This is a genomic window from Flammeovirga aprica JL-4, assembly GCF_012844305.1.
Classification (GTDB): Bacteria; Bacteroidota; Bacteroidia; order Cytophagales; family Flammeovirgaceae; genus Flammeovirga; species Flammeovirga aprica.
Genome location: NZ_JABANE010000048.1, coordinates 50,639 through 68,337 on the forward strand (window position 1 = coordinate 50,639; position 17,699 = coordinate 68,337).

General features: G+C 32.4%; 8 protein-coding genes. All 8 read right to left on the minus strand.

Going from position 1 to position 17,699, the window contains the following annotated elements:
- Positions 1 to 282 precede the first annotated feature (282 nt).
- Entirely contained in the window at positions 283 to 1,584 is a 1,302-nt protein-coding gene (locus HHU12_RS17550; protein WP_169658043.1) for an aldehyde dehydrogenase, read from the minus strand.
- A 195-nt stretch (positions 1,585 to 1,779) separates the two neighbouring features.
- Positions 1,780 to 3,405: a cyclic peptide export ABC transporter gene (locus tag HHU12_RS17555; protein ID WP_169658044.1), complete on the minus strand. Its 1,626-nt coding sequence runs from the start codon at positions 3,403 to 3,405 to the stop codon at positions 1,780 to 1,782.
- Positions 3,406 to 3,475: 70 nt separating this feature from the next.
- Positions 3,476 to 7,663: a non-ribosomal peptide synthetase gene (locus tag HHU12_RS17560; RefSeq protein WP_169658045.1), complete on the minus strand. Its 4,188-nt coding sequence runs from the start codon at positions 7,661 to 7,663 to the stop codon at positions 3,476 to 3,478.
- A gap of 9 nt (positions 7,664 to 7,672) precedes the next feature.
- Entirely contained in the window at positions 7,673 to 13,882 is a 6,210-nt protein-coding gene (locus HHU12_RS17565; protein ID WP_169658046.1) for a non-ribosomal peptide synthetase, read from the minus strand.
- 412 nt (positions 13,883 to 14,294) lie between these two features.
- On the minus strand, positions 14,295 to 14,891 hold the full coding sequence (locus tag HHU12_RS17570) for a 4'-phosphopantetheinyl transferase family protein (protein ID WP_169658047.1): 597 nt from the start codon (positions 14,889 to 14,891) through the stop codon (positions 14,295 to 14,297).
- Positions 14,892 to 15,599 carry a thioesterase II family protein gene (locus tag HHU12_RS17575; RefSeq protein WP_169658048.1) on the minus strand — a complete coding sequence of 236 codons (708 nt, stop codon included), beginning with the start codon at positions 15,597 to 15,599 and terminating at the stop codon, positions 14,892 to 14,894.
- Positions 15,600 to 15,640: 41 nt separating this feature from the next.
- Complete coding sequence (locus tag HHU12_RS17580; RefSeq protein ID WP_169658049.1) at positions 15,641 to 16,864, minus strand: aminotransferase class I/II-fold pyridoxal phosphate-dependent enzyme; 1,224 nt, start codon at positions 16,862 to 16,864, stop codon at positions 15,641 to 15,643.
- A 310-nt stretch (positions 16,865 to 17,174) separates the two neighbouring features.
- The coding region (locus HHU12_RS17585) for a cobalamin-dependent protein (protein ID WP_205959916.1) at positions 17,175 to 17,699 on the minus strand (525 nt) is incomplete at its 5' end.

Here is a 17,699-nt window from a genome sequence, read left to right on the forward strand (position 1 = left end):
ATTTTGGAATAAATCAAAATCAACTAAGTATTGAAGAAATTAATTGGCAGAAGTAATATTCATATTTTAAGAAAATAGATTTTTAATTTATACTAGAAACCTTCTAAGGTGGTTCAAAGAGCCCAAGAAAAGTAATAAAATTACTTTATCTTGAGCCTTGACTAGTATAAACAATGTGATAAAGAAGTGATCATAAAATACAATCACCTCTAAATGTTATATCCATGATTTAATGTGAATACTAAATTGATCATGTTTCATATTCTACTTCTCTATTCATAGCTAGTTACACATCACTTTTCTTTTTATCTTAGAAAAGCATCTATAACTTGTCAGGCCTTCACCAGTTGGACAAGCTATAGTAAATGACGTAAAACCTTCACCTCCTAATCCAATACCCGCATATGAAGGGGCATTTTGGACGAAAATTGTAGTTTGCATTTTATCCGCCATTAATTTTAAATTATCAATATTTTTAGAATGCATCACAGATGTATGGTGGTTGCCATGTTCACATCTATGAGCCATTTCAATTGCTTCTTCTAAAGTCTCCGTTCTTACCAAAGGAAGGATTGGCATCAATAATTCTTTCTGAACAGCAACATTGTTTTCTATCGTTTCAAAAACGATTAATTCTACAGAATCATCTGCTTCTATACCTATTTTATTTAAAAATACAGAAGCATCTTGACCAATTAGGCTTGGATCAATTTTGTCATCTTTAATTACTAAGTTTAACAGTTCATCAATTTTATTCTGATCTGTTAAAATATAAGCTCCTGCCTTTTTCAATTCCTCAAGGAGTTCATCAGCTACTGATGCAAGGCAAATCAATTCTTTTTCTGCGATACATGGAATGTTGTTATCAAGTGACGCACCAGCAATAATTGACGCTGCAGCATGTTTTAAATCTGCAGTTTCATCAACCACTACAGGAGGGTTACCACCACCTGAACCAATAGCTTTTTTACCTGATTTCATGATTTTCTGCACAATTGAACTTCCACCTGTTGCCACAAGTAAATCAACATCTTCACTGTAAATCACTTCATCAGTGTTTTCTCTGTTTATCTCGGTGTACCCTACAACTAGGTTTTCAGGTGCACCGCTTTCAACCAAAGCCTCGTTAATTAATCCAATGGTATAATGACATACATTTTTTGATTTTCCATGAGGACAAAATACAACTGAGTTACCAGCTGAAATCATCCCTATGGTATTACAAATGATTGTTTCTGAAGGGTTAGTCACTGGTGTAATAGCTCCAATCACACCATAAGGTGTTGACTCTACCAAAGTGACGCCTTCATCTCCTACATAAGATTCTGGAGTATCAAAATCTAAACTTGGCGTTTTAGTGATTGCTAAATGGTTTTTGCCAATTTTATGGCTCACCTTACCCATACCCGTTTCCTCTACAGCCATCTCAGACATTTTTAGTAAAACATCCTCAGCAAGCAATTTTTTTCTGATGTTTGCTATGTACCTTTTCTTTTCCTCATTTCCTTTTGACGAGAGAATCAATTGTGCGGTTTTAGCAGCTTGAATAGCTTCTTTCGGTGAATTAAAAATTCCTCTGTTCATAATTTTTCGCTTTAAATAACACCTAGTAAAATCAAAATATACACATTAGATAAATATGTCAGTAAGCTTATAAAATTGAAGAGACTTACTTTACATACTTCAGATTGAAATGATAATTTTCGTCTTCAATCAAATTTTGATATACTAAGGTCTAATGAATAATTAACTGGTTAATATATATGTAATACGTTTGTTTTATACTTGTAATGTTTTTTCTTTCTTTAATAATTTACCATTAGACATCTCAAACAATTTATCACAGCAATGGTAGTATTTATCATCATGAGTGATGGCTACAATTGTAAAACCTTTGCTGTTTAGAAGAGGTACTATATCATGATAAAATTTTTGCCTAAAGTAGGGATCTTGATCTGCCGCCCACTCATCTAGTACAATAATTGGTTTTTTAACTAAAATCGCATAAATGAGAGCTAATCTTTTTCGTTGTCCTGTTGAAAGGTCTGTTGAACTAAAGCCATTTGAAGAAATGGATACTTTATCAGACATTTCAAATAAATGCAGGTAATAGTAAGCTTCCTCTAATACTATTTTGTCAATGTTATAGAATTGGTCAAACAAAAAATAATCATTAAAAACAACTGAAAACAAGGATCTATATTCTTCTATGTTTGACTCATTTACAAGGTTTTGATCTCGAATCAATTCTCCTTTTTGCAATTTACTCAAGGCAATGATCGTATTCATTAATGTCGTTTTTCCACTTCCATTTTCACCATAAATAAAAACAGTATCTCCTTTTTGTAGCTCAAGATTAATAGGTCCTATCTTAAAATTACTTTCAGGATACTCATAACTGACTTTCTTAAGTTCTATGGTATTAAAGTTATTCTGACAAAATCTATTTTTCACCTTTTCTATACCATTACTCTTTTCATCACCAAATGTTACTCCCAGTGTTTTTATCTTGTCCCATGAGATAAATGCTTTACTTATTACTGGGATTGAGTTAGTAGCGTTTCCAACTGGCTCCATGATGTAAAGCAGGGTAAAAGTAAATTTTATCACAGATGAAGAGGTTGCTCCTAGGTAAGTTTGACCGAATAATAAAATCAGCATAATCATTACAAAAGAGAAGATCTGACCGGCAACTTGACTATTTAAAAAAGCGTTATATGCATCTTTACTACTGTGCTCACATTTTTTGGAAACCCCTGTTATATATGGACTTAGAATCTTTCTTCCAATCTTTCTATCCATATTTATTTCCTTGCTACCATGAAGGGTTTCATTAAGCAACTTTAAAAAGTTCTCCTCCAATTTTCTTGATACAATAAAAGCTGCAGTTCCTTTTTTGGAAACAAAATGATAAATACTATATGCAATCAAAAAATTAAATAAAGTAATAAAAAAGATTGTTGAGGATAGGAAAAATAAATAAGCCATACATGCCAAAGCTGTGAGAGTGGCTGTAAAAATATTGACCAAGACAAAAGATAACTGCGTTATGTTTTCCACATCATGAGTAAGTGTAGAATATATTTCTGCTTTCTTCTTTGATATCACACTATAAGATGCTGTGATTACCTTTTTGACGATATTTAATCTTATCTTCCAATAAGTAGATTGAGAAAGATGGATGATTCCCCTTGATATTGCTATTCTAGTTGTAAAGAAAACTACAATTACTACTAAAAATTTGATAAGGAAATCTGAAACAACAGGTACTTGATCTGATACTATTATTGAAATCAAATCATTTACTAATTGTATAAATAAGAAGTTGACACTACTGTTGATGATTGAAAAAACAACAAGTACAGCTATTAACTTCTTTTCCTTCCTATTAAAAAGTGTAATCATGGCATTAGAAGTTTGTTATTGAGAGCGATAAAAACTTTTACCACCCCCAATAACAAATAGAACATAAAAATTAAAGTACGGTATCAAGTTTTTTTCTTTCTACCCTGGCGAGTGATATTCTCATTGATGTTGAGAATGTTTTTATTTTATCACTATTTAAAATATTAAAGTGATCGCCATCCACTTTATATCTAAACAATGCTCCTTTTGAGAATTCTTCCCAATCTGATATTTTCAAAGAATGCCCTCTGTTTTCTTTTGCCTCAAAAAGAATTACTGGAATGTCTTCCTTGACCTGAATTTGAGGTTTATAAAAATAAAAGGATAAAAAGTTCTGATAAGAGACATTTACATATCTAGAGAAATCTTCTACATCTTCAAAAAGATCTATACCATACCTTAAAATGGTATCAAAGGCTAAGTTCAATTTTCCTTCAGTAGCTTCAATATCATCTAAAGCATTCAAATCCTCTTGCTTTATAAAAATAGAGAAGTGTCTTCCTACCTCAAATAAATATTTTGTGATATAAGAGGTATATGTATAAGGTAAATGTTTGGTATCTTCTAAAGGAGGCATTCCTATTATTGGCTGATCGTTATCTACAATAAGTACTTTATCTACTGTGTCACCATTAGCCAATAGCTGGAGCACCATCTCATATAACACATTGGCACCAAAAGAATAACCCATCAGTGAGTAAGGTCCTACTGGATCAACTCTTTTCATGTCTTTAATAAATACTTCAGCCATTTTCTCTATTCTTGAAATAGGCTCCGTTTCATTATCTAGACCATAACATTTATAACTGTAAACATTTACTTCTCCTTCTAATTCTGCCGCCAAATAAGTAAATGAATGGATGTCACCCAACAAGCCCGGAATACAATAAATATTGTCTTTCCCTTCAGCTCTATTTAAAGATACCAAACCTGATTTAACAACTGTCTCTTTCTCTTGTTCTATCACTTTTGCATATGCTCCAAGTGTGGAGTTCCTAAACAAATCAGCAATGGTAATTGATTTTTTGAGCTCACGATTTACTAAATGTGTGAGTTGCATGCTAAGGATAGAAGAACCACCTAAGTTAAAGAAGTCATCCTTAAGTCCCACTTTTTCAACTTTTAAGACCTGTTCCCATATAGCTGCGAGCGTTTTTTCTGCTTCTGTTGAAGGTGATATATATTCTACTTCATTGTTCAAGCTAAAGTTTGGAGCAGGTAACTTTTTTCGATCAATTTTACCATTAATCGAAATTGGAATCTCATCAATTATCAGATAGAACCTTGGGACCATGTATTCTGGTAAAACGGAAGATAATGAATCTTCCACATCATTTTGATCAAGTTCTATATTTTCTTTTGCTACTAGATATGCTACTAATTGGTGTTTATCATTATTGTCCTTTTGAGCAATTACAACAGCTTTCTTTACCATTGGGTGCTGCTCTAAATGAAATTCAATTTCACCTAATTCAATACGATAACCACTGATTTTTAATTGTGAATCTTTCCTTCCTTCTATAAGTAATTCTCCCCCTTTAGTCCATCGAGCTATATCTCCAGTATCATAGATTTTTTCGTAGGCATTAAAAGGAGATTTGATAAACTTAGAATTAGTCAAAACTTCATTACCAAAATAACCTTTTGCTAGTTGATTTCCTGATACATACAAATTACCAGAAATACCTTTTGGAATAAGATTCAAATTGTTGTCCAAAACATAACAATTTGTATTATCAAATGGCTTGCCTACGTTGACTAACTCATCCATAGACAACTTTTTCATTGCACACCATATCGTTGCTTCTGTTGGCCCATACACATTCCAAACCTTAGAAGACATTGATGTCAATAAGTTTTTCTGAGTTTCTGTTATGGCCTCTCCTCCTACTAAAAGCGTATTCTTATCATTATTATCCCAACCTGCATCCAACATCATTTGATATCTTGATGGTGTTGTCTGTATATGAGTTGGTTCATAGTCAGTAATCACTTTTTGCAACAAATCAAGGTCTAAAATTTCATGATCTGATAGCAACTTTAATTCCCCTCCATTACACAGTGGAACAAAAAACTCTAATATTGAGATATCAAAAACATAAGTTGTTAACCCTAACATTTTTACTCCTTCATCAATATTTAACTTCCTGCTAATACTGAAAATAAAATTAGAGAGGGCCTTATGCTCAATCATTACACCCTTGGGATTTCCAGTGGTTCCAGAAGTATAGATAACATAAGCTAATTGCTCATTTGACACTTCAGGGAGAGTAATATGTTCCGTTTCATTCTCCCATTTACTTGTCGTATTGATGTCAATAAAGTTATTAGACCCAAAGTAATTTTTAAACTTATGATCTCCTAATATAAACTTTGCCTTGATATCATTGATGATAAAATCAATCCTCTGTTGTGGAAATTTAGGGTCTACTGGAGCATAGGCCGCTCCCGCTTTCATTACTCCTAAAATTGCAACCATCATGTTGATAGATCTATCAAAACAGATGGGTAGAACATCATTTGCAACTACACCTTTGGAGATTAAATATTTAGCAAGTGCATCTGATTTTTGTTTTAATTCATGGTAGCTGACCTGTTGCTCTAAATAATTGATTGCAGTAACACTAGGCTGTTCTTTCGTATATTGATTAAATAAATCAACAACAGTATTATTCAGCTCAAAATGTTGTTCTGTAGCATTAAAATCTCTGAGTAACTCTACTTTCTCTTCTACCGATAACATATTGAGATTGCATATCTTTTCATCAATATTCAAACCGATAGAATCAATCAATAGTACAAAATGATTGAACATTGCTTTTACTCTCTCTTCATTGAAAAGAGCAACCCAATATTCTAGATCGATATCTATTCTATCCTCAAATACGCTACATGTAAATGTCAAGTCAAATTTGGATGTTTCATTTTTAACTTGAATTTCTTTCACATCTAACCCTTCTAAGTCATAAGAAAGTCCCTTCCCCATAATGTGACAAATAAACATCACATCAAACAAAGGTGTTCTGCTGTTGTCTCTTTCAAAGTCAATATTTTCTAATATCTCTTCGAAAGGCACATCCTGATGTTCTTCTATATCAAACATCAATTCCACAACCTTAGATAGGTACTCTTTAAAAGTCAATGTTGAATCCACATTACTTCTAAAAGGCACTGTGTTGGCCAAATAGCCTATTAAATTCTGGACTTCTTCTCTACTTCTATTAGCGATCGGTGTGCCAATACAAATATCTTCCTGCTGTGAATACTTGTGGAGCAAGATATTAAAAACACTCATTAATACATTAAATGTAGAAGTATTAGTATTGACACTGATCTTATCTATAATGTTCTTTGACCTTTCAGGTAGAGTAAACTTTGAAGTGGCACCAAAACTACTTCTATAAGCCGGTCTAATATAATCTGTCGGGAGGTCCAAGACTACCACATCCTGGAGCTGATCCTTCCAAAAATCAATTCCTCCCTTCAGATTGCCACCCTTTACATTTTTCCTTTGCCAATAACTATAATCAGTATACTGAATCTGTAATTCAGGTAGAGTTATAGTAGTATTGTTTTTTGTTTTATGTTTATATAATTGTGTCAACTCATTTACAACAATTGGAAAAGACCATCCATCTGCCGCAATATGATGTAATACAAATAATAAATAATGTTTCTCATCTGATTCAGAACATAAAACAGATCTTAACATATAATCATTTGAAAGGTCAAATGCATGCCAAGCCATCTGTTCAAGACCTTTGACAATATTTAGATCTTGGAATTGCTCTTTCTCTACAATATTAAGCTTATAGTTCTCCGCTCCTACAACCTTCTGCTGCATCATACCCTGATGCGTAAAGAATTGAGTTCTAAGTGCGTGATGTCTTGAAACTATTTCAACTAAACTTTCTTCGAGTGTTATCACATCCAAATCCCCCTTCAATTCAAGAAGAATGGGAATGTGATAATTTTTACTCCCTTCATACTGATCAATAAACCAAACTCTTTCCTGAGAATATGATAATGGAATTTCTGTTACTGAATCATCTATCTTAACAATTGCAGGCAGGCTATTATTCTGCTGTTTGTTCTCTTTCAACCAGCCAATTATTTGCTCTTTATATTCTTTAAACTCCGTGATTAATTCAGTTGTTAATTGTGCACCATTACGAAGTTTAAATTTTATTTTATCATTCTCTTCATAAGGGAACACTCCTTCACTTTGAGCTTTTGAGATTACCTCAATAAATTTCATTTCCATATTTTATATTTCAATAGTTGATACAACCTCCTCACTTGATGAAGTCATGGCACTTTGTTGTTGAATAACTAATGCCAATTCAAAAACACTTGGGTTCTTAAAAATATTTTTTAGACTAATATCTACTCCAAAGCTTCCTTTTACTCTATTGACTAGTTTTACTGCCAAAATAGAATGTCCACCAAGCTCAAAGAAACTATTATGTATACCCACTTTATCAACTTCAACTAACTCTTGAATAATAGCAGCCAATTTGATTTCCGTTTCGGAAGTCGGCTGTACATAAGGTTTTTCAGTTGTTACAGGGTTGTATTTACCTAAAGTTTTTCTATCTACCTTTTGATTTGCAGTGAGTGGGAATTTATCCATAGTAATAAACTCCTGTGGAATCATATAATGAGGCAATGTTTCTTTCAATCTACTTTCAAATTCATCATGAGAAAGCTTACCCCCCTCTTCAAAAAGAATGAAGGCTAGTAGTACGTCGCCGTTCTTCGCTAATACAACTGCTTGCTTCACTTCATCAATTGAAGCTATATGTTCTTCTATCTCTGAAAGTTCAATCCTATAACCTCTTACCTTTACCTGATTATCATTTCTACCAATAATCATTAGTTCACCCTCTGAAGTCCACTTTGCTAAATCTCCAGAAGCATATATTTTATCATCTGGATTTATACTGAATGGAGATGAGATAAACTTTTCTTTCGTCATCTCTTCCAAGTTGTGGTAACCTTCTGATAGTTGGGCACCTCCAATGTAGAGCTGGCCAATTGTACCGTTAGGTACAAGGTGTTTATGATCATTTAGAATGAAAAACTTATTATTCGCAAGTGGTTTTCCTGCATTTACCTTCTCATTTTTAGAAAGTTTTTTTGTAGAACACCAAATTGTTGCTTCCGTTGGTCCATATACATTCCAAACATTATCTGAAACTTCCAAAAGCTGGTTTTTCAACTGTTCCGGCAAGGCTTCTCCACCCACAAGAATATCACAATTGCTTGGGTTCTCCCATTCACTGTACACAAACATCTGCATTCTAGAAGGTGTACCCTGAACCAAGTTGGTTTTATATTCTAATATTCTATCATTAATGATGAAAATATCTTCTAACTCTTCATCAGAAATCAGATGAACTTCTCCCCCTAATGACAATGGTAAGAAAACCTCCAAAAGTGAGATATCAAACCCGAAAGTGGTCATTGCCAGCATTTTGAGAGATTGGTCTGCTGATAACTCTTCAGAAATACTCAAAAGCATATTATTCAATGCTGTATGAGCTATTTTAACTCCTTTAGGATTACCTGTTGTACCAGATGTATAAATCAGATACGCCAGACTATCTGGGTCAATCTTTACATTTGGTGCCTGTGTGCTTGTTGCTTCAGGTATTTCATCTAAAGCAATTCTCTTCACGTTTTCAAGACCCTCAATCTGTAAATTTGAAACAATAACTTTAGCATTAGACTCTTTAAAAATGTACTGTTTCCTTTGATCTGGGTATGTAGGATCTACTGGGATGAAAGACGCACCCATTTTCATGATCCCCAGCATTCCTACAATTATTTCCCAAGATCTATGATAACAAATTGGTACCATATCAGAACTTGAGACCCCATTATTGATCAAGTAATTAGCTAGTTGATTGGCTAGAACATCAAGCTTTTCATAGGTGAATTTCTCACCTTCGAAAATCATTGCTGTTCTTAGTTTATTTACGCTAAGCTGTTTTTGGATTAAATCGAGAACTGTTCCTTTATTAAAGATTCTATTATTGCTATTATTCTTCAGTATAATTTTAGCTCTTTCAGTTTTATTTAAAAACTCCAGCTCATTGATTGATGTATTTCTATTATGCAATACACTATCAATAATTTGAAGATAGTGGTTCGCAATTTGCAAAACAGTATCTTTTTTAAATAGCTCAGTACAATATTCAAACTCTATATCTAATTCGAGGTCATTCTCTTCACAAACTACATTTAGGTCATATTTTGAAATACCATTATTCAATCTTTTAAATTTGGCAGTAGCGTCATTTAATGACAACGCAGGCATTTCATCATGATTTTGAAGTGTAAATAGTGTTTGGAAGACAGGACTTCTACTTGTATCTCTATTTTTCACCACCTCATTTACGATCATTTCAAAAGGTATATCCTGATGGTTAAATGCTTCTGTTACAGTAGCAGATACACTTTCCAATAATTCTTGGAAATTATTATCAGGGTTGATTTGTGATCTAATAGCTATCGTATTGACAAAGAAGCCAATGAGTTCAGTAATTTCATCATGTTCACGATTGGCTATAGGTGTACCAATACAAAGGTCCGTTTCATTTGTATATTTATATAGCAATACATGATATGCAGATAACAAAACGTTATAGAGAGTATTTCCAGTTTCAGAAGCATACTGCTTCAACTGATCAAGCTTCAACTTTGGTAATGAAACACTGAAAAAATCTCCTTTTATACTCTGTTTATTTGGTCTAGGATAATCTGTCTGAAAAGAAAGAGGAGTGACATCATCAAGATTTGATTTCCAATAAGATAGGCCTTTGGTAAATTTTTCCTTTTTGACTTCGTTTCTTTGCCATATACTAAAATCAGAATATTGAATATTAGACTTCTGATGTTTGACAACTCCTCCTTTTGTTAGTTGATTATATATCTTATTTATTTCTCGTATTAAAATTGGGAAAGACCATCCATCTGACGCAATATGATGCATTTCTGCCATGATATAATGTTTCTGAGCATGTACAGTTTGTACATAAACACGAATCATATAATCCTTAGATAGATCAAATGCCGTATTTGATAATGCTCTGAAACGATTATAAATCATTTCACGATCCTCATTTACTAATTCATGTGTAATCGTAAAATTATCTGATGCTATAACTTTCTGGTAAATTTCTTCACCGTCATTGTAAAAAATGGTCCTTAAAGGTTCATGTTTATCTATGATCACTTTCAAAGATTCTTCTAAAACCTTAATATCAAAAGAACTATTTAATTCTACAACACCTGGAATATGGTAGTGAACACTTGTATCATAATTATCTAAGAACCACAACCTCTCTTGATTAAACGATAAAGGTATTTTATCAGTAACGTTATTTGCCTTACCAATCCCTTCAATTTCATTATTCTCTATGGCATCAATATAAGTTGCTAGTTTTCTGATAGAAGGATTTTTAAATACAGTACTTATATTCATCTGTATTTTCAAAACTTTTCTAATCTTGGTGACTAATTTCACTGCTGTGATAGAGTTACCGCCAATCTTAAAAAAGCTATCATTAACACCTATCTCTTGTGGACCAATTACATCCTTCCATAGCTTGATAAGCGTTTCTTCAGTAGTAGAAACAGCTTCATCAGTATCACTTTTTATCTCAAAATCAGGTAAAGGTAATAGCCCCACTTCTATTTGACCATTACTGTTGACCGGAAGTTGATCCAAGAATATATAATCTTGCGGCAGCATGGATAATTGTAGCCCTTTACTCAGAAGAAAATCTTTTATATCAGTATTACTTAACTTTTCACCTGACTCAGAAACTATATATGCTACAAATACTTTATTGTCTAAAGCATCATATTGTGGTAAAATACACGAAAACTCAATACCACCTAACTTCTCTATATACTCGTTTATTACTGCTACAGATACTTTATCATCGTTTATTTCAATAAAAGCTTTTTCTTCTACCATAAGGATAATCTCCTCCTTATCATTCCATTTAGCTTGCTTATTGGTCGCAAAAATAGTTTCATTCTCATTGAATGAGGATGTACCGAATAAATCATTTGTGGCAATGTCATTATTATAGTACCCTTTAGAAAGTTGATTCCCTCCTATGTAAAGCTGACCTACAGCGCCTTTAGGTAATAACTCTTTTTTATCATTTAAAATAAAAAAGTTATTGTTAGAAAGTGGTGCTCCTAATGATATGCTTTCTTCCTTACTTAATTGTTTTAAAGTACAAATACCTGAATTTTCCTTTACATTATAACCATACCAAACATTTGTTGCCTTGTTAATCAAGTCATCTTTAAGCTTTTCTGTAAGGAACTCGTCATTAATGAGTAAGCCAGCATCATTTACATTATCCCAATTTTCATCCAGTAGCAATTTCAACCTTAAGCTATCAGACTGAATAAAATTAGTTCTATATTCCTCAATTCTCTTGATTGTCAATCCAATATCAAAGAGCTCATTATTAGAAAGAAGATGAATTTCACCAGCAGTGATAAGCGGTAAAAATACTTCTAAAATAAATGACTGATCAGAAGTTGAGGTCACCCCCAGCATTTTAAAAGATTTATCTTGCCCTACTCTTTTACAAACACTATTAAGGAGATTAAATAATGAACCATGAGTTATTTGCACTCCCTTAGGGTGACCTATTGTACCATTAGAATAAAATACATAAAGTAAATCTTCCATTGTCACATCAACGGGGAAACTACAAACAGGAGACTCAAATCCTGCTTGAGAGATGTCAATGGTCGGTACGTCCAAGAAAACTTCCTTTTTAAGATCAGTTAGAATATATTTTGCATTACAATCAGAAATTATATACTTTATTTTCCTTTCTGTCAAATTAGAATTAATGATAGTAAAAGCGGCTCCTGACTTTACAACACCTATCATACTCAACACCAAATCCACTGACCTTGAATATGATAAAGGGATTACATCTCCTTTTTCAACACCTTTTTTAATCAGAAAATTTGCAACTTGGTTGGATTTATTCTCAATATATTGATAAGAAAAGTATTCTCCTTCACAAATTAATGCGGTACTTCCTTTTCCTAATTTCGTTTTAGAATTTAATAAATCAATTAAATTATTCACACCATGAATTGAAAAATCTGACTTCTCATGGTCTAAAGTGTTTATTAGATTATTTTTTTCATTTTCATTTACTATTGAAACATCCCCTATTTCATGAATATCTTCAAAAGTATACATTATTTCCAGGACTCTATCTATCAAGTTCTTGACTTCTATTTTAGAAAAATAAGAAGGATTATAGACAATTCTGAGATCCAAGGCATCATTCGATTTAAAATCACACCATATGATATGCAGCGGAGCTAACATCTGCTCATCTGGAATTAACCTGACGCATTTTAAATTATTCCCATCATAATTAATTTCAGGTGGCCTTTCATACTCTACAATTACATCAAAGATATCCTCTTTGTTTTCTGACACCACACCTAAATCTTGATAAATTTCTCTAAGAGGATAATGCTGGTGCGGCAATGCATTATAAAGAACGGATTTAATATGTTTCAAAGCTTCCTGAATTGAATCCGATTCATTGAAGTCAAACTTTAAGGGTAAAATACCACTAAATACCCCTACAGTATCTGAATCACTCATTGACCTACCATGAACCGGTAATCCAAAACAGAAACTTTTTTGCTTACATATCTTTCCAAAGTAAGCTAAAAAGGAAAGAATCGTCAGATTCTGAATGGTAGTATTTAACTCCTTAGATAACGTACGTAATCTTAACTCTTCTTCATTAGAAAACCTCTTTGTTATGTTCTTACTGACTTTAGAGGCCACTTTTGGAGCTTTAAAAACTTGCTCTGGTAATTCTTTCAAATGAGATTTCCAGAAATTCTTTGCTAGATCATATTTTTCTGAATTTCTGAATTTGTTATTAATGTCTATTGCTTTAAGAAATGAGCCGAACTTTAGTTCTACATTTTTCCCTTTTACATATTGCTTATATTGCCTTACAGCCTGATTTGCTGCCATAAAACCACCATATCCATCAAACAACATATGATGACCGTATAAGCCCATCCAGTATTTTTCTTCTGAGATTTTAATTAAAAAGCCATGTGCTAATCTGTCCGAATGTATTAAAAATGGTTTATTCAGAAGCTCAAGGCAATAATTCATAGCATCAAACTGAGGCTTTTCATTTACAGAGTAATCTAAATAATCTATTTTGCAATTAGGTTCATTTTCTCTAATTACTAAATCAGGACCTTTGTCGGTCATCTTGAACCTAAATTTAAATACATCGTTGTTATCAACAACATAGTGCATTGCTTTTAAAAATAATGCACAATCGATTGGAAAGTTAACTTCAAAGTAGGCTGCAATAGTATACTTCGAGGAATTTTCATCAAAAAGCTGATCGTAGTAAATCCCATTTTGAGACAGGTGTAAATTCATAATACTGGTTGTGAAAATTAAGTAATACAGTTCACAGTTAGAAATAATCCAATTATTACTAACTATAATAAATATACTCTTATAAAAAACTAATTGATTTCATTATCATTTCATGATAGTGCACAAAAAAACATTCTCATATTATTACAATAGAAAAAAGATAAACGACTACAAATCTAAGTTGTAGAAAATGGGTGAACACTAAAATAAATTGATAAGTCAACAGAGGGGGACTTAAATAGAAACAACTGCATTTAAGGTTCTGTTTGAAAAAATATCATCCTTACAACAACATAGGATAACATTAGAGGAATAATCCGTTTTAGTTCTAGAACAAAGATAAATTAGTTTATTAACTTCAACAATGTTATTTACTCTTATTAACTTAATTTTTTTAAGATTTTTATTGAATTTAATTTGCTGGCAATTCTTTACAAATTGATAGCTTATACTTCTCTAAAAAATCATGTGTTTTAAAAGAATACATTCGATTATTGTAGCTGATAATCTTATCTAAACTACTAATCTTTAGAAGTTCATCATTTAACCCCACTCCCAATGCTTTTACAAATGATTCTTTACGTGTCCACATAAAGTAGAAGGAGTCTTGAGTATTGTCGGATGATTTAATAAAATGCTTTTCTGCTCCATCAAAAAAATCTAAATAGAGTGTAACATCTATATTTTTTTTAAGTTCTATATCCACCCCTATTTCATTTTCTGATAAAACAAAAACAATAATACTCCCAGAATGACTAATATTAAAATTAGGAGCTCCAAGGTAAAAAGGTTTCCCAAATTCATTTTTCATTAGATGGTCCCAATCAAAATTAATGTGCCTGCTTAGATTCTTTTTAATCGTCAATAGGCCATATAGTTTGAGCATTCTATCCTTTAACTTTTTATATCTATTTACCTCAAATTGTAGATTTAAAGGCAATTCCAAAAAATCAACCAGAAATTGGTCTTCTGTGATTTTTTGGATGTCGAAAAAATCAAACTCCATCATCTAAAATTTAATTACTCTATCCCCGATAAAACTAAAATGATCAAAAATAAAAAAATGGTTTCCTTTCATTATATAGGTATTAATTTTCCCCCTTGAAATAGTATTCCAATTATTCACCTTACTAGAAAATTCTTCATCACTACCCATCAAAGCTTCGATATCTGTTTTTATCTTGACTTTAGGATGAGTATCCTGCTCAAAGAGTTTAAAATCTGATCTGACAATTGGTTCTATAAAATTAAAAAAATCAAAATTATCTAGATCACTTTTATCAATACCTCCATACTCTTCCAGTTTTTTTTTCAATTCGAAATTATCCAACATGTGAATGTTTTCTTCACTACGAATATTAGGTCCTGCACTACCTGAAACAATAAGTTTCTTTGGAGGATCATCTACACACTCTAATTCCTTCGTTACGTATAATCCTAATAAAGCACCCAAGCTATGCCCATAAATAACATAAGGCATTTTATTTCTTAGTTGTTGAATCTGACCAATATAATCTGAAACTGCATCTTTTAAGTGATCTAAAAATGCTTCCTTAATTCTTCGGCCTCTTCCAGGTAATTCTAAAAAATGTAAATCGTATTTTCTTGAAAGATGTATTCTAATATTTTGAAGGGAAAATACACTTCCCCCTGCATGAGGAATTACAAATACTTGCTTTCTCTCCTCTTCTTTTAATGAATGATGTAAGTAAGACATAAAATTCAAATTTTAAACAACATGTCAATACTAATATGACACTAACCTACCTCTAAAGGTTTAATTTCAAGTATTTTTATCAATTGATTGATCAGGAAATCAATATCTTTTTCATTTAAGTGGAGCGTTAAACTCACTCTTAAACCACCATGATTTAATGGTCTTGACGGGTAAACTGCCACAGAGCAATAAATACCTAATGCTATCAACTTTCTTGCAACCTGATATACTTTATCACTTCTACCTATTTCAATAAATTGAATAGGTGTAACAGAATGAGTTTTAAGTGGAATTTCACTCTCAAAACACCTTTCTCTAAAGTAATTAATAAGACCTTTTAACTCTTCTTGTAAAATTTCTAGTTCTGTTGATCGATGTATCTTTGCAGATGCTATCGCTGCACCAAGCACAGGGTTTGTCAAAGGACCTGAGAAAATCTGTGTTTGCCCGATTAAATTAATTCTATCTCTTAATGACTTATTAGGGAAAACTAGTATTCCGCCTGATGATCCAAAAGATTTACTCATGGAAACTGCTACAATCATTTTAGGATGGATTTCACCAATTTCTCCTAATACATACCCTCTACCATTTTTACCTGTCCAGCTAAACCCATGTGCATCATCGATATAAGTATATAACCTCTCCTTCTCATCTAATAATTTTATCAAACTTTTTATATCAATAAAATCACCCTGCATACTGTAAACCCCATCTCCAACAAACCAAATTCTTTTGTAGTGATCGTTATCTGATTGATTGATCATTTCCTTCAGTTTATTGATGTTATTATGATATTTTAGATACTTAATCGTTGTTCCTTGTTGTGCACATAATTTACACGCCATTTGTAAACTGTTATGTGCATGTATATCTACAATTATCAAATCATCCTTATCTGTTAATAATGGCAATGCACTGCAATGTCCTAAAGTGGTAGTTGCTGTAACCACAACTTCCTTATTAAAGATCTTTTTTAATTCACCTTCTAACTCTGAATATAATGGTGAAGAAAAGAAAGCTCTTGAGTTTGACTGAATAATCCCATAATCTTGAGAAGCAATATTGGATGATTCTATTAATCTAGGGTCATTCTCCAAACCCAAATAGGAGCAGTTGGCAAAATGAAGCAGCTTCTTGTCTCCTACTGTAATTGTTCTCCCTCTAAAAATTGAGGGATCTAAATTAAAATTAATTACATCTAGTTCTTTTGCCTCATTTAAAAGATGAAAAGCCTGCTCTTTCTTTTTTGATAGATTGTTCATAATCATTGATTGGTTTTGCTTGTTGCTATTAATACTTTACCATCCATTCATCATTTAGAACTTTACCAAGCCTAAATAATTATTTTAGATTTTCAATAGTTTGCTTTAAGTACTAAGTAAAAAATATATCATTGTTAATTCTAATTTCTTTTTTGTGAGTACAACACTAAAAAACATATGAATAGTGGTTCTATTAAAAGTTTTTTGAAGGAAGTAATCGCAAGACAATAAAATAGAATTAGTATTAGATAATTTTGAATTTGTATTTTAAGTATTTTAATACTCACTTAATATGTTAGTAATAATTTACTTACACTTCATCTTCCTCCAAAAGTAACGTAAGTACTTTCTTCGCTGAATATGGAACTCTAGTACCAGGACCGAAGATCGCTGCTACTTTGTTGTCATAAAGGAATTGGTAATCTTGCTCTGGAATTACACCACCTGCAAATACCATGATATCCTCACGACCTAAACGTGCTAACTCTTCAATTAATTGAGGAATTAACGTTTTGTGACCTGCCGCTAATGATGAAGCACCTACACAGTCTACATCATTTTCAGCGGCTTGACGAGCCACTTCTTCTGGAGTCTGGAACAATGGTCCCATATCCACATCGAATCCGATGTCTGCGAATGAAGTTGCAATTACTTTTGCACCTCTATCGTGACCATCTTGACCCATCTTAGCGATCATTACTCTTGGACGTCTACCTTCCAATTTCTCGAATTCATTCGCTAATTCTTTTGCTTCTGCAAACGCTTTGTCACCTGCTACCTCATGAGAGTAAACTCCTGAGATATTACGGATTGTAGCTTTGTATCTACCAAAATC

Excerpts from the sequence above, each read along its gene's own strand:
- HHU12_RS17555 (WP_169658044.1), bottom strand. The coding sequence starts at position 3,405 with ATGATTACACTTTTTAATAGGAAGGAAAAGAAGTTAATAGCTGTACTT.
- HHU12_RS17550 (WP_169658043.1), bottom strand. The coding sequence starts at position 1,584 with ATGAACAGAGGAATTTTTAATTCACCGAAAGAAGCTATTCAAGCTGCT.
- HHU12_RS17580 (WP_169658049.1), bottom strand. The coding sequence starts at position 16,864 with ATGAACAATCTATCAAAAAAGAAAGAGCAGGCTTTTCATCTTTTAAAT.
- HHU12_RS17565 (WP_169658046.1), bottom strand. The coding sequence starts at position 13,882 with ATGAATTTACACCTGTCTCAAAATGGGATTTACTACGATCAGCTTTTT.
- HHU12_RS17560 (WP_169658045.1), bottom strand. The coding sequence starts at position 7,663 with ATGAAATTTATTGAGGTAATCTCAAAAGCTCAAAGTGAAGGAGTGTTC.
- HHU12_RS17575 (WP_169658048.1), bottom strand. The coding sequence starts at position 15,599 with ATGTCTTACTTACATCATTCATTAAAAGAAGAGGAGAGAAAGCAAGTA.
- HHU12_RS17570 (WP_169658047.1), bottom strand. The coding sequence starts at position 14,891 with ATGATGGAGTTTGATTTTTTCGACATCCAAAAAATCACAGAAGACCAA.